The sequence below is a fragment of the Candidatus Bathyarchaeota archaeon genome, from assembly GCA_026014735.1.
Lineage (GTDB): Archaea > Thermoproteota > Bathyarchaeia > Bathyarchaeales > Bathycorpusculaceae > Bathycorpusculum.
This window is the reverse complement of record JAOZHT010000003.1, coordinates 270,987-288,336: the sequence shown is the minus strand read 5'-3', so window position 1 is coordinate 288,336 and position 17,350 is coordinate 270,987. Positions and strand designations below refer to the sequence as shown.

The following is a 17,350-nucleotide window of genomic DNA, read 5'->3' as shown; positions in this document are numbered from 1 at the left end:
GAAAAAAGAAAGAGGGCGAGGGGGCTTAGATTTTGTAGTATTTGCCGTAGAGCACGATGCCCACTGCCAGGATGGCGATGCATGAGGCTGTCACCACTGCCAGGTCCAGTAGCACCGTTGCGCTTGAGATGGCTGCGCCGCGGAGGAACACAGATGTGAGGGCGTCGGTGACATAGTAGCTTGGGACCAGTTTGCCTGCGGTTTGCGCTGCGCCCGACAGCGATGCGCCTACGAAAGTGCCTAGGAACAGCTGGGGGAGCACGAAGAGGAAGCTCAATCCCGTGGCGGCGCCGGAGGATTTTGCGATGGTTGCGGTGATTAAGCCGAAGCCCACGTTGGAGACGCTGAACACCAGCACCAGCACAAAGGCGAAGAGGTAGCTTTGGGCTCCGACGGCGGGTTGGAAGCCCATGGCGTAGGTCATTGCGAAGACCAATGCGGCTTGGATGAGGGCGATGACCATGTAGGCGCCGACTTGCGCAGTCATGAATTCAGTGGGGGTTACCGGGGAGATGCGGATGCGTTTCATCATGCCGTTTTCTCGGTCCGATGTGAAGCTCTACGCCACCATCATGATGAGGAAGATGGAGGCGAAGGTGAACATGCCGGGGGCGATGAAGTCAAGGGCGGAGGATTGCTTAACCTCCACCAGCGAGGCGGTTTGTAGCTGGATGGGGCTGACTGCTGCCTGCTTGGTTGGGTTTACTGTGGCTGCCAATGTCTGCGAGATGATGGGCGGCACTGCCTGTGTGGCGACCAGTGAGCCCTTGTCAAGGTAAAGTGCGACTGTGCTGTTAACCCACTGGCTTGCATCCAAGGGTGCGTTGATATAGCTTTGAATGCTGCTGCCGAAGCTCTCAGGGACGATTATTAGCGCCTGCATTTTGCCCTGCGCCAAATCTGCCTGCGCCGTGGCATTATCAGTGAATATGCTGACCTTGACAATTTCTGTAGCGGTTAACCCTTCGATGAATGCCTGTGCGTGTCCGTCGGTGCCGTCTAGGTTGACGACGCCTACTTGGTAGGTGGCTGCTGTGTTGCCGCCAAAGCCCCCGAATGATGCCCCAAACGCGAATACGAACACGATTGGGAAGAGGAATATCATGAATAGCACGGCGGGTTCACGGATGGTTTTTTTAAGCTCCTTTCGGGTTAGGGCTGCGACTCGTTGCAGGTTCATTTAGATTTCCTCCCGCATGTTTCTGCCCGTTAACTGTATGAAGACGTCTTCGAGGTTTCCCCCGCCGTTTTTAGCGATGAGTTCTTTGGGGGTGCCCAGCGCGATGAGTTTGCCGTGGTCAATGATGCCGACGCGGTCGCAGAGTTCCTGTGCTTCCTCCATGTAGTGGGTGGTTAAGATGATGGTTTTACCCTGCTGCTTTTGAGCTTTAATGAAGTCCCATACGGCATGGCGGCTCTGGGGGTCCATGGCGACGGTTGGTTCATCGAGGAACGCGATTTGGGGGTCATGGATAAGCGCCAGCGCCAAGCTAAGCCGCCGCTTCATGCCGCCGCTGTATTTGGCAGTGACGCGTTTTGCATCTTCAGTCAAGCCGACTTTGCCCAGCAGCATCTTGCTTCTTTCATTAATTGCCTTCTTGTTCATGCCGTAGAGGTTGCCGAAAAGCTCAAGGTTTTCTTTTCCGGTAAGGTAGGGGTAGATGGCGGTTTCTTGGATGCAGACGCCGATTTGCTCTTTGACTTTTTGTGTATCTTTTTGGATGTCGTAGCCGAGGATTTGTGCGGTTCCGCTTGTCGGTTTGAGGAGACCGCAGATGATGCTGATGGTGGTGGTTTTGCCTGCGCCGTTGGGGCCCAGTAGCCCAAAGAGTTCGCCCTTTTGGACTTCAAGGTTTAAGTTTTCGAGTGCGGTCTTATCCTCGAATTTCTTGGTTAGGTTGGTTATTGTTATGGCTGATTCCTTCATGTTTGATTCTCCCTTTTTTGACGGGTTTCTGTTAAGGTTGATTTTGGATTTAAGTAACCACGAAACATAGTTACGTACCTCAAACGTAAGAGGACGTTTGGGCATTTAGTTTCATGTTTAGGGTTTAATTGAGAAAAAAGCCCCATTGAACCCTGCGATGTCCTATTCTTTAATGGAGTGGTTAAGGAATTGGACAGGCACATTTTCGTTGGTTGCAGCGGAAAATTTTAAAGCAATCCATGCGGTGGACAAAGGCAAACAAAGAGTGAGATAATGCAGACATCCGCGAAGGTCGCCATAGTAATCGTAATCATCCTAACCGTAGGAATCATACTGCTGGAATCAGGCGTGTTCTATATTCCCCCCACCTTGGAGCAGAGGCAAGACACGGTTTCCTACATGGCTAACCAGAACGTGGTGATTGAAGCCTCCACTTTCAACGGAAACATAGACATCGAGCCTACATCAGACAGCCAAATCACCGTAACCTACACTATCAAAGCGCCCAGCGGACACCTCGACAGCGTAAAAATCAGCAACAACGAAGCCAAAAGCCAAAACCAAACCACCCTCACAACAAGCGCCAAAAACCTAGGCGACACCACCTCAACATACTACGCCGCCGACCTCACACTCAAGCTGCCCACTACTAGCCAGTACAACCTGACCCTTGTAACCGTAAATGGGAACATAACCAAGCCCCAGCTTAACGAATCCAAAGTCGCCGTATCCACCCTAAACGGGGACATCACATTAATCGACGGCGGCGCCGCCTCAGAAATTGGTGCCACCAGCATGACCGGCAACATCAAAATCAGTTTAGCCCAAGGCACCCTGTTCAACGTTACTGCGAGCGTGGGAACCGGAGCAATCGACTACCAAGGCATCACGCTGGATACATCCGTTCAGAGTGCAACGCGGCTGCAGGGCGCCACCGCAGCGGGGGAAGGCACCCTTAACCTTTCGCTTGCAACCGGAACCGGCACCATAAAACTGCAATACTACACTCCATAGCAGGTGCCTTTTTCGGGTTAGGGGATTGTGTCCCGCCAGCTTGGAATTATGTAGCCTGTATAGATGACGTTAGGCGAGACAGATTGGATTTGGGGTTCAGCCTCGAAGCTCTCGCGGATTTCCCGCAGTTCCTTGCTGGTCGGGGTCCAAACCATAAACACGTAGCTGCAGGGGAGGTTGGTGAAGCTCCAGTAGAAGAGCGTGTTGGGATAATATTTCTGCAGAATGAGGTTGGCTGCGTTGGGGTTGGCGTCGTCTTTGAAGCGGACATGGAATATGCTGATGATATCGTTTGATTCGTCGGGGAACCACTCAATGGATAGCTGGATTAGAAAGTTCCTGCGCATGTAGTTGAGTCTGCGGCGAACGGTTTTAGCTGAAACCCCCGTGTCCTTGGCTATATCCGCGATGGGTTTTCTCGAGTTATCCTTCATGGAGCCTATGATCTTGTAGTCTAACTCGCAGAGTTTAGTCTGCAGCTTAAGGCTATCAACCCCCGCTGGTATCGGTGAACCCGTAATGGCGACTGTGGGTTCAGGCACCTCAGCGTTTTCTCGAATAAACCTCACCAGCCCATCCAGCTCCGAGATGTTTCTAAGATAAGCCCCCACATAGAGTATGTTTCCGCCTGCAACAGCCATCCAGTAGATGGAGCCGTGCTTCTCAAGTTTGCCTTTGAGGCCGGGAAATGAGGTGGTTTTGCTGGCGCCATAGATGAAAATGTGGATGGCGTTCTGGGCTAGGATGCTTAGTCCCGCGGTGAATTTGCGGATTACTCTTTGGTCGATGAGGGCTTGGATGCGGTTATGCACGGCGGTCACGGATAAACCGAGTTTCTCTGCCAGTTCACGGTAAGAAATCCGGGAGTTATACAGCAGCAGCTGACACAGGATTAGGTCGGTTTTATCCAAGATTACCCCTTACTGTACCATTGATGGGTGAGGCTTTAACTTTTGCCATATTGCCTTGCGTACTTCGTCGCCGATAAAGACGGAGCTGGCAACTAAAACAGCGATAACCCAGTTTACAGTTGAGAGGCTGGTTGCCCAAATGACATCTGAAAAAAGGGCAGCATCGTCAGATTCTAAGGATGGCCAAACAATTTGCCGCGTGTTAACCCCCAAGCATATAGAAAGCGCTAACCAAAAAAAAGAAAATAGATCAGCCGTACTCTACGCGGCTTTAACCTATTTTGCGGATCGGAATATTCACCGCTGGCTGAATTTTCGGTATCGCCGCGGCGGTTGTTATCGTGGATATGATGATCCCGGAGGCCTTGGCGCTGGCGTTGCCTAGCAGCTGCAGGTGATCGCGGTCATGCAGCATCAATCCGGCTGCGGTGGCGTCAACTGCTGCTAGCTCATTGTATTTTTCGGTGTATTTCTGGATGGCAAGGTCGTAGGCTTGCTGGTATGTTTTGCCTTCAAGCAACGCATAGTTGGCGGCGTTGGAGGCTTCCATGAACTTATCCAGGTACCACAAATGCACCCAATGCAACTCATCATAGCCAAGGTACGCTTTGGTTTCAGCGGAGCTTACAGCGAGGGGGCCAAGCCCGATTGCGCTTTCACAGGATACCGTGCTTACTGCTCGTTGGGCAAGCAAATCCACGTTAGCTGAGTCAATGGCCGCTGTGATGCTGTTGTTGTTTTGGCCGTAAAGCGTGTAGGAGCTGCCGTGGTCGTAGTGGATGATGAAGTCGGGTTTGACGCTGTTTATGGTTGCCTCGATGTTGGCGCGGCTGGCGCTGTTTGCCTGTAGATCCGTTACGGTCCAGCCTTCACTGACTGCTTTTGCCTTCACGAGCCCCGCGGCGTTATAGGAGAACATGGCGGTGTAGTTGTCGCCTGGCACGTTAGGTCGGATGATGACGAGTTTTTTGGAGGTTGTCAGGCGCCACTTCTTAATCAAGTTGGCGTAGGAGAGCTTGTCAAGCAGCAGCTTTGAGTTGTCCGCTACATTGATCATTGGTTTTTGCCTCCTTTGGTCAATTCAAGTTTGGATTTTGCCAGTATCTTAGCGAAGGCTTGGCCGTATTCGGTGTCCTCTTCGACTTCTTTCTCGATTTCTTGGGGGGTGAAGGTTTTGGTTCCCACAACTATGGCGGGCTGGGTGAGTTTGTCTTTAGGAAGCTTGTTTTTCCATTCACGCAGGTCGCTTAGCGCCAGCTGTTTTGTGACTAATTTTTCCTGTTTTCTCTGTTCATCGTATCCTTTGTCGCTCATAAAATCTCCAATCGCATCTGTATCGATACTTAATATTTAACGCTTGTCTGCGGAGCCAGTTAATGCTGAAACGTTGCACGCACATACAATTCAGGCCCCAAAGCCACCCTGCCGATTGACAGGTGCATAATCGGCGGTTCATTCAGAGGCACATTTATTATCGAGTCTGTCAATTCTTAAAAGAAGCTGTCAAACTTGGCAAAGCAGGCTAAAAAAAACGCGGCCGGGGTGATGTAGCTTGGCAGCATAGAGGCCTGTGGAGCCTTTCGCCAGGGTTCAAATCCCTGCCCCGGCCCCATCCCTGTTAATAGTGCTTTTCGATGCCTCCGAAGCCGAGCTGCTTGTTTTTCGCTGTCTGCTTTATGAAATTGTTTAGCCGCTTCTTAAATTCGTCAGGGCGGTTTCTTGCTGCTTGGATGTAGCCGATGCGGATTCGCTTGTATTCGAGGGAGAAATTTTCGAAATTAATCCATGCCGCTTGGTTGCTTTTGATGGCTTCCAAAATATCCTGCGGCACAGCAAACTCTTCCGCGAGGATTTCTCGCATCGAGGCTTCTATGGAGGGAAGCACTTTGCCTTCTTTGACAAGTTTACGTAGCCGCTGCTTGTTTGATTCTGAATAGGGCGTTTTGGGGTTTCTTGGCGAAAAACGCTGGGCATAACTGACCTCGTCGATGCGTTTGGCGGTGCTGTCTATCCAGCCAAAACAGAGCGCTTCCTCAACTGCGTCGTTGTAGAGGATGCGGGGTTGGCCGCTTGCTTTTTTGGGGAAAACCAGCCAGATTTCCTTTTCTTTAGCATAGTTCTCTTTTAGCCAATCACGCCATTTCTGTCTGTCTGGAAAGTAGACGGTTTTGCCGATGTTCATGTTTATCGTGTTGAATTCGCGGTTTTGCCTAATTAAATAATTGCTGACCTTTCTGCTCCCTCCAAGCTAATCAGTCGGTTTTGGATAGGAATACTTAACTTTCCAGTTTAATTTTATTACATTCTCCCACTGGTTAAATCCACCCTTGACGACGGACCCAACAGAGTTGCAAGCTTATACGCTTGCATAGCGGTGACGAAGGGTTCACCCAAACAAGGGACACGGTGGGCCGGGCATAACTTCCCACGCCGAGAGAGCTTCACCAAGCTTAAAGCGACGCTCAGCTGTGAGGTGAAGTGTTAGGTTACGCTGGGAGACAAACGCCCGCGAAAAAATTTTGTTCAAGTTCGCCTTCCTTAATGTAAGATTTTTAAGAAAGTAAGAATTAATGCTAAGTAAGGCGAGTTTCGAGTTGGAAAGCGAAGTGACAGTGACAGAGAAAGGCCAGACAACTATCCCCATTAGCCTGAGAAAAAAGTACAAAATAGAAAAAGGCACCAAGCTGGCAGTACTTGACACTGAAGATGGCATACTTTTGAAGCCTAAAAAGTCAATATGGGACATGATAGGTGCATACGCAGACTACGTAACCGCCGAAGAATTAAACAAACAACTAGACAAACTCAGGCATGAAGATGAATAAAGCAGTATATGACACACGATTCTTTGACACATTATATAACTCACGCAATGAGGCGTTGAAGAAGAAAATTCAAACAGAAAAAAACCGAAACGAAAAATATGTTTCAACTGTGGTTATACATGAACTCTATAAACTCACTTTAGCTAATGAAGGACGAGAAATCGCCAAACTCAAAATCGAATACGTAAAGCGGGACTTTGAATTGATACCCGTTGACGATCAAATCGCCCAAGTTTCAGCTGAATTTAGACACAAATACGACCTACCGATGGGAGACAGCATGATTGCTGCAACAGCGTTTGTTCTAAAGGCGGTCTGCATTTCAGATGACCCCCATTTTCAGCAGATAAAAGAAATCAAAACGCAATGGCTCTGATGCACCGCGCCGTTGAGTCTCGAATTAGTTTTAATATCCGAGCGAATTCTTAAATCACCAATAACACTAAGCTATCAAGAGACAGAGCTGAAGCATGTGGATATTGAACGAAAAATTGAGCTAATTTGCAGACCTCCCACCGAGGAAGTCGTAACCCCCGAAGACCTCCGAGCCCTACTGGAAGCCGAGGAGCACCCCATCGCCTACAACGGCTGGGAACCCTCGGGTCTGGCGCATCTGGGCACAGGTGTTATCTGCGCTTACAAAATGAAGGATTTCGCAGAGGCAGGCGTGCATTTCAAGGCTTTTCTGGCTACTTGGCATGCTTGGCTAAACAACAAGCTTGGCGGCGACCGGGAACTCATCCGCAAAGCCGCAGAACTGTTCCGCCACAGCTGGTTAGCGCTGGGCGTCCCCGGCGACAAAGTCGAATTCATCTATAGTGATGAACTCTACAAGGACATCGATTACTGGGCCAAAACCGTGCGGATCGCCAAGGAACTCACCATCGCCCGCACCACCCGCACCCTGGAGATTGCGGGGCGCAAGGAAGGCGAAGCCCACTACGTCTCTGACTACCTCTACACGCCCATGCAGGTCGCCGACATCTACCAGTTAAACGTGAAAATCTGCCAGCTTGGCTTGGATCAACGTAAAGCCAATATGGTTGCGCGGGAAATCGGCGAGAAAATCGGTTACTGGAAACCCGTTTCTGTTCATCATCACCTTCTGCAGGGCTTAGCTAAACCCGCTGTTTGGCCGATTCCCGAGGGGCAGGAACGAGAAGCCATAGCCTCCGCCAAGATGTCTAAAAGCAAACCAGACACCTGCATCTTCATCTACGATACCCCTGAGGAAATAAAAAAGAAAATGTCCAAAGCCTTCTGTCCCGAACGCACCGTTAAGCATAACCCCATTATGGACATCTGCCGCTACATTATCTACCGTGAAAAAGAGGTTTTCACCATCGAGCGCCCCTCCAAATTCGGCGGAAACATCAGCTTCGAAGGCTTCGGTCAGCTTGAAGCAGCCTACCTTGAGGGCAAACTGCATCCGATGGACCTTAAAAACGGCGTCGCCGCCGAACTCGGCAACATACTAGAGCCTGTGCGCCGCTACTTCGCCAACAACATGGAAGCCAAAGACTGCCTTGAGACGGTGCGGCAAGCCAAAATCACAAGGTAGCTGCCTTGTCCACGCACCTAAAGGACCGCTTAGAAAAAATCCATGAGCTCATAGCTAAACTCGCCTCGGAAGCCGCCAAGGGCAAACCCATAGTGGTGGAGGGCAAAAAGGACGCCCACGCCCTCGCCGAACTCGGCATCAACGGCGCAATCCTCACCCTCAAAACCGGAGGCAAATCTTTTCTTGAGGCAGCCGGGGAGATTGAGGCGCTTGGCGTCGGCGAGGTTGTTTTGCTTATGGATTATGATCGGCGAGGCAGAGAAGCCACAAAGCGGCTGCAGCAGGATTTGGAGCGTGCCCACGTGAAAGTGAATGTTCGTTTTTGGCGGGAGCTGCATGGGCTTGTAGGGCGGGATGTGCAGTGCATCGAGAGTTTACCGGGGTATTTAGCTACGGCACAGCAGAAGGCCGCCCTCTAACTTTAATGGCATTTGGTATTTCCTGCTCAAGCGTTTTCAGGTGTTTCCTTCGTTTATTTATAGGCATATTTAAAACCAGCTTTTCCCCTTCCGTTTTTGAGGAATAATGGAGATAAAAAATCGGAAGCGTGTTGTGCAGATTATCGCGGCTTCTTTAGTCATAATGTTTTTAGTCATCGTGGGCATCGCTGCCTTCAACTCCCAGAACAATCAGCCCCCCAAGCTCTATCCTGAGGAAATCCGGGAGTACCAGGGAGCAGACCTCTCCTCCATCGCTGACTTCAGAGAAAACTCCATTAAAGGTCCCCAGTATGTTAACGAATCCACCTATCGCCTAAAGATAACTGGGCTGGTGAATCAGACCCTCGAGTACAGCTACGAGGAGATTTTATCTAAATTCAAGAGCTACCAGAAAGCCACCACCCTGCATTGTGTGGAGGGCTGGTCAGTTACGATTCTGTGGGAGGGCTTTTTGGTAAATGACCTGCTCAGGGATGCCGGCGTTAAATCGGATGCGGTAGGCGTCATCTTTTATGCATACGACGGCTACTCCACCGAGTTGCCCCTGGATTACTTGACAAGCCACAATATCTTAATCGCCTACAAGATGAATGGGTTGGTGCTGCCGCCGGAGCGGGGCTATCCCTTCCAGCTTGTCGCCGAGAGCCAATACGGGTATAAGTGGATAAAGTGGGTAACCACAATCGAAGTAACCGACAACCCCAACTATCTGGGCTACTGGGAAAGCCGCGGCTACCCCAACAACGCCACCCTCCGCTAAACTCCTCTGCCAACATCTCCCCATTACCCGCACCAAATTTTCGTCTGTTCTGCTTGTGGCAGATTGCACAACCAGTCTGCAATGCGTCAAAACGCCTGCTGCCAAAAGGCGTTGTTTTGCTCAAGCCGCGGGTTGTTGTTGTGTAAAGAGGGGTCCCCCACAACAACAACTATAGAAAAAACAGTTAACGCCAGATTTTCTGATGTACTGACAGGTAGACTGCCGCATATAGTTCAGCTACCCCAGTGCCTTCCATAAGCCGAGATCCACGCAGCGTCATCTGTAGCAGACCAAAAAGTGCCGAATTGGCGGACGCTAAACCGGGATGCGTGAGCCGTCAAAGCCCATCTTTGAAATCCCAAGTTCCCCGCTCACCTCGCGAAGCTGCGCCGCCGTAAACACGGGGCCATCACGGCAAACCCGATACTTCCCGATAACGCAGCTACCGCACAAGCCAATCCCGCAGCGCATCAGCCGCTCCAGACTTGCTTCCAAAGGCAGCTTACGCGCCTCAGTTAACTCAAAGATCTTCTTCACCATCACTTCGGGGCCGCAGGTGTAAATCATGTCAAAGTGTTCCTTGTTGAGGAGTTCTGCGAGGGGCTGAGTGACAAGGCACTGCAGACCAGCGGTGCCATCTTCGGTGGTTGTTATGATGTTCTTTTCTTGGCAGACGCGGCCGAGTTCGCGGACAAAGAGTAATTCGTCTTTGGTTTTGGCTCCCTCCACAAAGGATAACCGCTCGGTTTTGGCTGCAAGCTGCTTAGCAAGGAAAAGCAACGGCGCAGTCCCTGTTCCGCCGCCGACCAGAAGCACTTTGCCTCGGCTCTCCGTAAAGCAGGTGCCGAAGGGTCCGCGAACCCCCACGGTTGCGCCTGCCTCAAGTTGATGCATGTGACGTGTGGCGTCTCCGACGGCTTTTACAGAAACCGAAACTAACCCGTTAGAAGCATCCATTATGCTAAGCGGAATCTCATCTATGCCCGGTATCCAGAGCATCAGAAACTGCCCGGGTTTAGCTTTGCAGCATAGCCTATCCGGCAGCACGAAGGTTTTCACTGAGGGACTTTCCGTGCGTATCTGCACAATCTGGGTTGTGCGCATCGTGTTATTTGCGGTGGGCAAGCCCGACAATATCCTTTACGCTCCTTGCATGTTTCTTTCTCAAATACGTTTCAACTCCCTTGTTTACCTGCTGGAAAACTTCTATGTCGTCAGCCACTGCCGTGCCAATCTGCACCGCCGACGCCCCAGCTAAAAAGAACTCCACTGCATCCCGCCAGTTCATGACGCCGCCGCAGCCGATGATAGGCACCTGAAATTGCTCAGCGATATCATAGACACAGCGCAGCGCAACCGGTTTCATGGCAGCCCCAGATAACCCGCCTTTTACGTTGCTTAGGATAGGCAGGGTGGTTTCTGCGTCTATAGCGATGGCTTTAAGGGTGTTAACCGCCGTTAACGCGTCCGCGCCCGCCTCGATGGCTGATTGCGCAAGCACAGTTATGTCGGCGACGTTAGGTGAGAGCTTAACGATGAGGGGCACATTTATGGCGGCTTTAACCTGCTGCACTACCTCCGAGAGGAATTTGGGGCTCTGCCCGATTTCTGCGCCTGTCTGCTTTACATGCGGGCAAGAAACGTTTAGCTCGATTGCGTCTGCACCAGCCTTCGTGGCTTTTGCTGCCACCGCCGCGTATTCCTCTGCGGAGTAGCCGAAGACGCTGACTATGAGGGGGACATGGAGCACTTTTTTTGAGAACTCGATTTCTTCTTTGAAAACATCGATGCCTGGGTTCGGTAAACCCATAGCGTTGATTAAGCCTGCTTCTGCCTGCACGATGGTGGGGTTGCTGTAGCCGAATCTGGGCTGTGCGCCGACGGATTTTGTGACTACTGCGCCTGCGCCACCTTTTACTATGCGCTTCATGGATTGAGCGGAGTAGCCCATGATGCCTGAGGCCAGCATGGTGGGGTTGGGCAGTTGCAGTCCAGCGAGGCTTGTGCTCAACAGGTTGCTTTCCAAATAATCTTCACCCTTCATTCTAGGTTTATTGCGTCTTGGAAGATAAAGGTTCGTTCCACGTTTTATGCCAAAGCAATGCGGGCTTTGCGTTTTTTATGTCAATTCCTCTTGTGGGGTGATACCTTGCGGTGGCCAAAGAAAAGTGAGGGGAAAGCCGTCCTGTTTAGGCTTTATTTCTTCTTTTTACCCTTTGCCGCGGTTTTTTTGGCTGCTTTAGGCACGCTATTAACCTCAAAATTAATTTATCAACCCAAATATTATTTAAAATTTGCTAATACCTAAGGCGCCTGCCCCGACAGACAAAAAGACTCAAAAAAAGGCGCTATAATCAAAATAGCTTAAAAATCAGGCGGTAAAATTTGGTTTTTCTCCATGCGCATGCATTGGCTGCAAATTATACATTTACATGTAAAAAATTGCGGCATGCGTTATTTGAATAAAGCCGCGTCCTGAACGTACCCCCGGCCAACCCGAAGCGCAACCTCAGCCTTAGCCAACTCCAAACCCAAATACCCCGCATGCTCCAGCCGCGAAACCCACCCCCTCCGCAGCAACTCAGCCAGCACCACCGCCCCATCCGCGCCCCTAACCACATGCAACGGCTCCGGCGCATCAACCGAGGCATAATGCAGTGCGACAACGCTGCCGCCGTCGCGGTCAACCATAATCCGGAAAACGCCGCAGGGGTCAACTGTGACCGTTGCAGGCGTGGGGTTCTGGGTGAGGGGCACCTTTGAGATGTCCACTGGCGGGGCCGTGTCTGGGTTGGTTTTCTCTTTCAGGATAAGCAGGTCTACGCCGAGGTCCCGGGGCACCGAGCTGCGCTGTTTAGCCAGAAACATCATCTTCGACGCCGCTGCCGCCTCAGCCACGCTTCCCCTGGCTTTAGGAGTAGCCTCAGTAACCAACAAAACCCCCACGTTCACTTCGCTGGCCAGCCGCGCAAGCAGGGCGTTGAGGCCCACGGAGTCCGCGTCGAAGAGCTCCACCACGTTTGCGATGCCGATCAGCAGGGGCACATCGGGGTTTCTGCCGCTGAACTGCTGGAAGGCAACGTAGGAGTCCAGGATGTTTGTGGGTGCAAGGATTAGGTCGCCGATGATTCTTTTAAACCCAAGCTGCTTTGCCTGCTTTATGAGCCGCTCGAGCATGTGCACGCGGGCAGCGGGGGTTGTGGGGAAGATGCCTCGGCGCTGGTTAGTGGGAATAACCACGACTGCGGTGTCCTGGGCGTAGGGTGCGATGGCTTTGAGGTTGCCTGCGTCGGCGCTTAAAATCAAATCTACGCCTGCCTCAACTGCGGCTTTGATTTCCACAGGGTTCAGGCTATCGATGCTTACTGGCACATCAACGGCGGCTTTGACGGCGGCGACCGCGCGTTTTGCTTCCGCTGGGAGGCACTGCCCAGCCACCATGCCCACATCGATGATATTGGCGCCCCCGGCAACGAAGCGTTTTGCCAGCCGCGCAATCTCAGCCGTCTCCAGCAGCGGTGCATCCACGATTTCCGCCAGAACCCGCATCGGAAAATCCCTGCCGACCGCCACATCGCCCACGAGGAGGTTTCGGGGGTTTGCCAGCAGGGCAGAGCGGTTTGCCTCGACGCGTTCAAGCTCTTGGAGGGCATTCTGTTGTAGGCGTTCTCTTAGGAGGTCGTCGGCGGGTTGGGTGGTTGAGAGTTCAATTTGGCCTATGCAGTCCATGATGGTTGGGAGGTCGGCGGCGTAGCGGGGGCCTTTGTAGGCGGGGATGTGGGTGGCGTCGGTTATGGTTTGGGTGTCGCCGAGGATTTGCCCGGGGGTGAGGATGGCGGTGATGCCTTGGAGGCTGGTTTTTTGGAGTGATTTGGCGATGAGGGTGGGGGTGAGGAAGGCTGCGACTTGTACGTTTAGGGCGAGGACTTCTGTGGGGGTCTGGCTTTGTTGGGCGTATTGTTTGACGGTTGCTTCGGCGAGGGTTCCGGTGATTAGTAGGATGGTCATGGTTGTTGCCTGTGTGTTGTTTTGGGTGGGGGTATTTGTTTTTTGTGGGGCAGGTTAGTGGTTGTTATGGAGTATTTTACATCGTAAATCTTTTATATGGTGACGCTATGTAAAATTTTACATAACGTTGAAAAGAAATACAGGAGTCCCCGGGAAATGAAGATAAAAACCCAACAAGTCGCCTTGATGGCGGTATTCGCAGCCCTATTTTACGTACTATCCTTAATCGCCCCGATAAGAATCCCCACCGGCATCGGAACAATAGAAATAGGCTTCGCAGCATTAATCGCATCAGTTTTCGGCATAATCCTTGGCCCCTACCTCGGCGCCGCAGCAGCCCTCTTAGGATCCTCCGTAACCTGGGCCTTAACGGGCATGTCCCCCTACGGTGCCCCCTTCATACTTGCGCCAATGTTTAACGCCTTAATTGTGGGTTTGATTTTCTACAAAAAATGGAAATATGCCCTGGTAACCTTTGCGGTTATGGTAACTGCGTTCCTCTTCACTCCACCCGTCAGCCCAATCACGGGGCAAACCGTTCTAGGCGGGTTAGCAGTCAATAACTGGTTCATGGCCGCCGCAACGCTTTTTGACAAAGTCATCGCTATACTGTTAATTTTGCCCTTAGCGTTTTTCGGAAAGAAAATGTCCATTGCCTACGGCAGCGCCTTCTTCTTCATATTGGGATTCATCGGCAACGAAGCAGACAACATGTTCGGCACACTCATGTATGTGACGCCCCCCGTTTACAGCGGCGTCTTCGGCATGTCTCTTGAAGCCGTCCAAGTTGGACTCATCGCCAGCCCCTTCCTCTACCCCGCCGTCAGGATAATTCAGGCGGTGATTGTGATGCTTGTTGCTGTTCCACTGCTAAGTGTGCTTAAGAAAACCAATTGGCTCTGGAGCAAAGACAACATCCTAACCAGCGAAGCCCCCAAAATCCAAGCAGCCTAACACCCCCTCCCCCTTTTAGTTTTCAGCCGCCCCAGAACGCAAGCGTTTTTAAGTAATCAGAAGAGTAGTTTCTCAGCATCTTCTGAGGCATCCTTTTTTGGCAGTTAAGGTTGTTTTGGTTTATCCATATTTTCATCCCGCCCGCGACAAATCCATCTTCCGTTTCCCACCCCTGGGCCTAGGCTACATAGCCGCTGCTCTCCGCCAACGCGGCGTGGAGGTGTCGCTGGTCGACTGCACCTTTCTGAGCCGCGAGGAGGCGCTGGCGCGGGTTACTGGTGAAGCGCCGCAAATCGTGGGTTTCTACTGCATGTTCTCCATGAAGAAAACCACCCTTGAACTCGCCGCTGAAATTCGAAGCCGCCTCGGAGGCAGCTGCCTTCTGGTGGTGGGAGGCCCTTTGCCGTCCTGGTCGCCGCAGGGTTTCTTAGGCGTTTTTGATGTGGTGGCGGTGGGCGAGGGCGAGCAGACGCTGCCTGAGTTGGCGGATGTGGTTGCAGAGGGGAAACCGCTTCTGGGCGTGAAGGGCCTTGTTTACCGGGTCGGTGACTCAGTTGTTGCCACCGAGCCCCGACTCTTCATCTCCGACCTTAACACGTTACCTTTTCCCGCAAGGCGCCTCTTCGACAACGATGCCTACAAACGCTACTACCAACGCCGCTTCGGCTACACCACCACCTCGATGATTACCTCGCGGGGCTGCCCCTTTAACTGCGACTTCTGCAGCCGCCCCATCTTTGGCTCCGACATCCGCAGCCGCTCCGCCGCCAACATCGTCGACGAAGTCGAGGAGATTGCCTCGTTGGGGTATAAGCGGGTCTGGTTTGCCGACGACTGCTTCACCCTCAACCGCGATCACCTCCTGGCGGTGTGCGGGGAGCTGCATCGTCGGGGCGTGGATGTGGGGTGGGAGTGCCTCTCAAGGGTAGACACCCTGAACCGGGAGGTGGCCTCTGCGATGAAGCGCTCAGGCTGCGTGCGCGTTTTCTTTGGCATCGAATCAGGCAACGATGATGTGCTGGAGTTGATGAATAAGCGCATCACTACCTCTCAGGCAAAGCAGGCAGTTTACACAGCCAAAGCCGCGGGACTCGGCACGGGCGCGTTTTTCATCGTGGGGTACCCCGGCGAAACCGACCGAACCGTGCTTGACACGCTACGGTTCGCGTCTTCGCTGCCGCTGGATTATCTTTCCTTCACCTTACCCTACCCGATTCCGGGGACGCCTCTGTATGAGCGTGTGGCGGGGCGGGGCGTGGCGGTGGAGGATTGGGAGGAGCCCAGAAGCTACCGGCTGATTCGGCATAAGCTGCTGGTGGACTGGGGCTTTAGCGAGGGCAAACTCAAATTCGCCATAGCCAAGGCGCAGCTGCAGTTCTATGGCAGGCGCTATCTTGGCCGAGCCTACCCCGCGGTGGGCACGCCCTTTGAGCGTGTATCGGATTTTGCTTTCCGCCACATGCGCTAGCACCCCAAAATTTTTAGGGACACAGCGCCACAAGGTAGCGTTTAGCAGGCAGCCCCTTGGTGAGTGGATGGCGGATAAACGCAGAGGCTCAGTGCAGATACGCTTCGAAATCCTAGAGTACCTCTTCTTTGCCTCCAAAAACCAGCTGCGCACCCATGTTTGGCGAAGAGCCACCGACGCCTCCTACGATGACTTCCTAAAGCACCTGCTGTATCTGAAGGAGAAGGGGTTTTTGGATGAGTCAGCGGAGGGGCAGGTTGCGTTGACGGCGGAGGGCAGAAGAATCTATCTGAGCCTACGCGACGCCTTGCCTTCGCTGCTGTAGCCTGCACCACTGGTGAATCACCTATATAACACCAGAAAAGGATGAGAAAACAATGACCGACAACGAAACCCAACAAGACTACCCCGTGCGAACCATGCATGAGTTCCTCTATCAAGTGGAACGCGAGACCAACCGCTTCAAACGCGGCGCAGTCATAAGCATCCTCATCTCCGCCCTGATGCTGATTGTTTTGGGCGCCGTCGCCTACATAACCATGCAACGCGCCTTCGCAGCCAGCGGCATCATCCTCCTCGCGGTGCTAGCCGGCGTGCTGGTCTACAGCATCTATCTGATGAGCTTCCAGTACCGCTTCTTCCGCACATGGGAAAAACGACTAAACCGACTCAACACGCTTGAGGAAAAACTGATGCCAGAATTAAATGGAGAGAATTCAGCCTCAGACAGACCATAATTGCTTAGGTCCATCTCAAAAAATTTTATGTATATTTTAAATAATACAAATTTGGAATCTACAAAGAGGCACCAACTTTGTTCGTTGACAGAATGAAATCGGAACACAACGCAGCTTTTCGGAGATAGCAATTGTCTAAAACGCTTAAATCTGTGAAGAGTCTAAAGGTCTGGTCATGGTACGCAAGAGCGGTTCGCTTGGCATTTTGCTGGTTCTGTTAGCTGTAATTCTTATTCCCACTGGCGCGGCAAGCATTTGGCTTGGAACAAACGGAATTGTAATCAATGATCCCAACGGTGTTCATTTTGGCCCAACGACAACTGCTGAAATAAACAATGGATGGATAATCGCATCGATTGGGTTAGCGTCCTTGGTTATCTTTTTGCTGTTGTATTTATTTGGAGGCAACATTCTGTCAACTGAGCTTCCTCATTTTCCTTAATGCAAAGCTAGAGTTTTTGAAGCAAAAAAGTTTTAGCATCAAAGAATTCATATCAGAAGTTATGTCAACTGACTATAATCTTCGAAGAATGCTGTCATCATGGGGTATAATGGTAACAGTTTTACTGATTCTTGGAGGAATGAGTTTATTGGTCCTTGGGAGCATTCTTCATGCCTCACCTACCGCAGCGCGGCAACCTTTGATTGGCGTGAGTTTACTGCTGGATGTCGTTTAGTTTTGCGATTGCCTCTTTTCTTTTTAGGGAATTGATGTTTTGTAAAACTTCGTGATAATCAAATGTCT

The 17,350-nt window shown here is 51.7% G+C and carries 19 protein-coding genes, 1 tRNA gene and 1 pseudogene; 12 read left to right on the top strand and 9 right to left on the bottom strand.

Going from position 1 to position 17,350, the window contains the following annotated elements:
- Nucleotides 1-25: 25 nt before the first annotated feature.
- Together NWE93_11800 and NWE93_11795 are read right to left on the bottom strand one after the other, a co-directional pair.
- Nucleotides 26-1,105, bottom strand: a pseudogene (locus tag NWE93_11800) (ABC transporter permease).
- Nucleotides 1,106-1,180: 75 nt separating this feature from the next.
- Nucleotides 1,181-2,032: an ABC transporter ATP-binding protein gene (locus NWE93_11795; GenBank protein MCW4000911.1), complete on the bottom strand. Its 852-nt coding sequence runs from the start codon at nucleotides 2,030-2,032 to the stop codon at nucleotides 1,181-1,183.
- 168 nt (nucleotides 2,033-2,200) lie between these two features.
- Between NWE93_11795 and NWE93_11790 the strand changes: the two genes are divergently transcribed.
- Complete coding sequence (locus NWE93_11790; protein ID MCW4000910.1) at nucleotides 2,201-2,941, top strand: DUF4097 family beta strand repeat-containing protein; 741 nt, start codon at nucleotides 2,201-2,203, stop codon at nucleotides 2,939-2,941.
- Between the two features lie 17 nt (nucleotides 2,942-2,958).
- On the opposite strand, the gene NWE93_11785 is transcribed toward NWE93_11790, so the two are convergent.
- From NWE93_11785 to NWE93_11775, 3 genes are all read right to left on the bottom strand, one after another.
- A complete protein-coding gene (locus NWE93_11785) occupies nucleotides 2,959-3,852 on the bottom strand; it encodes an AsnC family transcriptional regulator (GenBank protein MCW4000909.1) in 894 nt (297 codons plus the stop codon).
- A 271-nt stretch (nucleotides 3,853-4,123) separates the two neighbouring features.
- Nucleotides 4,124-4,909 carry a hypothetical protein gene (locus tag NWE93_11780; GenBank protein ID MCW4000908.1) on the bottom strand — a complete coding sequence of 262 codons (786 nt, stop codon included), beginning with the start codon at nucleotides 4,907-4,909 and terminating at the stop codon, nucleotides 4,124-4,126.
- Entirely contained in the window at nucleotides 4,906-5,166 is a 261-nt protein-coding gene (locus NWE93_11775) for a hypothetical protein (GenBank protein ID MCW4000907.1), read from the bottom strand. The genes NWE93_11780 and NWE93_11775 overlap by 4 nt, the downstream gene beginning before the upstream one ends.
- A 222-nt stretch (nucleotides 5,167-5,388) precedes the next feature.
- On the opposite strand from NWE93_11775, the gene NWE93_11770 reads away from it, so the two are divergent.
- Nucleotides 5,389-5,464 (top strand) — tRNA-His (locus NWE93_11770).
- 6 nt (nucleotides 5,465-5,470) lie between these two features.
- On the opposite strand, the gene NWE93_11765 is transcribed toward NWE93_11770, so the two are convergent.
- The gene (locus NWE93_11765) at nucleotides 5,471-6,034 is read right to left on the bottom strand and encodes a YdeI/OmpD-associated family protein (GenBank protein ID MCW4000906.1); all 564 of its coding nucleotides are present in this window, start codon (nucleotides 6,032-6,034) and stop codon (nucleotides 5,471-5,473) included.
- A gap of 412 nt (nucleotides 6,035-6,446) precedes the next feature.
- Between NWE93_11765 and NWE93_11760 the strand changes: the two genes are divergently transcribed.
- From NWE93_11760 to NWE93_11740, 5 genes are all read left to right on the top strand, one after another.
- Nucleotides 6,447-6,677, top strand: coding sequence for an AbrB/MazE/SpoVT family DNA-binding domain-containing protein (locus tag NWE93_11760; GenBank protein ID MCW4000905.1), 231 nt, complete (start codon nucleotides 6,447-6,449; stop codon nucleotides 6,675-6,677).
- Nucleotides 6,670-7,053 carry a PIN domain-containing protein gene (locus NWE93_11755; GenBank protein MCW4000904.1) on the top strand — a complete coding sequence of 128 codons (384 nt, stop codon included), beginning with the start codon at nucleotides 6,670-6,672 and terminating at the stop codon, nucleotides 7,051-7,053. The genes NWE93_11760 and NWE93_11755 overlap by 8 nt, the downstream gene beginning before the upstream one ends.
- Before the next feature lie 96 nt (nucleotides 7,054-7,149).
- Nucleotides 7,150-8,238, top strand: coding sequence for a tyrosine--tRNA ligase (locus tag NWE93_11750; GenBank protein ID MCW4000903.1), 1,089 nt, complete (start codon nucleotides 7,150-7,152; stop codon nucleotides 8,236-8,238).
- 5 nt (nucleotides 8,239-8,243) lie between these two features.
- Nucleotides 8,244-8,657, top strand: a complete 414-nt coding sequence (locus tag NWE93_11745) for a toprim domain-containing protein (protein MCW4000902.1) — start codon at nucleotides 8,244-8,246, stop codon at nucleotides 8,655-8,657.
- Between the two features lie 106 nt (nucleotides 8,658-8,763).
- Nucleotides 8,764-9,438, top strand: a complete 675-nt coding sequence (locus NWE93_11740; protein ID MCW4000901.1) for a molybdopterin-dependent oxidoreductase — start codon at nucleotides 8,764-8,766, stop codon at nucleotides 9,436-9,438.
- A 315-nt stretch (nucleotides 9,439-9,753) separates the two neighbouring features.
- Here the strand turns inward: NWE93_11740 and NWE93_11735 are convergent, their stop codons facing one another.
- The 3 genes from NWE93_11735 to NWE93_11725 all read right to left on the bottom strand — a co-directional run bounded on the left by NWE93_11735 (nucleotide 9,754) and on the right by NWE93_11725 (nucleotide 13,446).
- Nucleotides 9,754-10,563, bottom strand: coding sequence for a dihydroorotate dehydrogenase electron transfer subunit (locus NWE93_11735; protein MCW4000900.1), 810 nt, complete (start codon nucleotides 10,561-10,563; stop codon nucleotides 9,754-9,756).
- The gene (locus NWE93_11730) at nucleotides 10,547-11,464 is read right to left on the bottom strand and encodes a dihydroorotate dehydrogenase (GenBank protein MCW4000899.1); all 918 of its coding nucleotides are present in this window, start codon (nucleotides 11,462-11,464) and stop codon (nucleotides 10,547-10,549) included. Before NWE93_11730 ends, NWE93_11735 begins: the two co-directional genes overlap by 17 nt.
- 428 nt (nucleotides 11,465-11,892) lie before the next feature.
- Nucleotides 11,893-13,446, bottom strand: coding sequence for a dihydropteroate synthase-like protein (locus tag NWE93_11725; GenBank protein ID MCW4000898.1), 1,554 nt, complete (start codon nucleotides 13,444-13,446; stop codon nucleotides 11,893-11,895).
- Nucleotides 13,447-13,602: 156 nt separating this feature from the next.
- Between NWE93_11725 and NWE93_11720 the strand changes: the two genes are divergently transcribed.
- From NWE93_11720 to NWE93_11700, 5 genes are all read left to right on the top strand, one after another.
- Entirely contained in the window at nucleotides 13,603-14,400 is a 798-nt protein-coding gene (locus tag NWE93_11720; protein ID MCW4000897.1) for an ECF transporter S component, read from the top strand.
- Between the two features lie 97 nt (nucleotides 14,401-14,497).
- Complete coding sequence (locus tag NWE93_11715; GenBank protein ID MCW4000896.1) at nucleotides 14,498-15,868, top strand: B12-binding domain-containing radical SAM protein; 1,371 nt, start codon at nucleotides 14,498-14,500, stop codon at nucleotides 15,866-15,868.
- A gap of 67 nt (nucleotides 15,869-15,935) precedes the next feature.
- Nucleotides 15,936-16,193, top strand: coding sequence for a winged helix-turn-helix domain-containing protein (locus NWE93_11710; GenBank protein MCW4000895.1), 258 nt, complete (start codon nucleotides 15,936-15,938; stop codon nucleotides 16,191-16,193).
- Between the two features lie 52 nt (nucleotides 16,194-16,245).
- Nucleotides 16,246-16,605: a hypothetical protein gene (locus NWE93_11705; GenBank protein ID MCW4000894.1), complete on the top strand. Its 360-nt coding sequence runs from the start codon at nucleotides 16,246-16,248 to the stop codon at nucleotides 16,603-16,605.
- Nucleotides 16,606-16,780: 175 nt separating this feature from the next.
- Nucleotides 16,781-17,047, top strand: a complete 267-nt coding sequence (locus tag NWE93_11700; protein ID MCW4000893.1) for a hypothetical protein — start codon at nucleotides 16,781-16,783, stop codon at nucleotides 17,045-17,047.
- Nucleotides 17,048-17,350 lie beyond the last annotated feature (303 nt).

Coding starts and splice junctions, on each gene's coding strand:
- NWE93_11725 (MCW4000898.1), bottom strand. CDS start 13,446: ATGACCATCCTACTAATCACCGGAACCCTCGCCGAAGCAACCGTCAAA.
- NWE93_11795 (MCW4000911.1), bottom strand. CDS start 2,032: ATGCCCAAACGTCCTCTTACGTTTGAGGTACGTAACTATGTTTCGTGG.
- NWE93_11700 (MCW4000893.1), top strand. CDS start 16,781: ATGGTACGCAAGAGCGGTTCGCTTGGCATTTTGCTGGTTCTGTTAGCT.
- NWE93_11705 (MCW4000894.1), top strand. CDS start 16,246: ATGACCGACAACGAAACCCAACAAGACTACCCCGTGCGAACCATGCAT.
- NWE93_11780 (MCW4000908.1), bottom strand. CDS start 4,909: ATGATCAATGTAGCGGACAACTCAAAGCTGCTGCTTGACAAGCTCTCC.
- NWE93_11790 (MCW4000910.1), top strand. CDS start 2,201: ATGCAGACATCCGCGAAGGTCGCCATAGTAATCGTAATCATCCTAACC.
- NWE93_11740 (MCW4000901.1), top strand. CDS start 8,764: ATGGAGATAAAAAATCGGAAGCGTGTTGTGCAGATTATCGCGGCTTCT.
- NWE93_11755 (MCW4000904.1), top strand. CDS start 6,670: ATGAATAAAGCAGTATATGACACACGATTCTTTGACACATTATATAAC.
- NWE93_11720 (MCW4000897.1), top strand. CDS start 13,603: ATGAAGATAAAAACCCAACAAGTCGCCTTGATGGCGGTATTCGCAGCC.
- NWE93_11710 (MCW4000895.1), top strand. CDS start 15,936: ATGGCGGATAAACGCAGAGGCTCAGTGCAGATACGCTTCGAAATCCTA.
- NWE93_11765 (MCW4000906.1), bottom strand. CDS start 6,034: ATGAACATCGGCAAAACCGTCTACTTTCCAGACAGACAGAAATGGCGT.
- NWE93_11775 (MCW4000907.1), bottom strand. CDS start 5,166: ATGAGCGACAAAGGATACGATGAACAGAGAAAACAGGAAAAATTAGTC.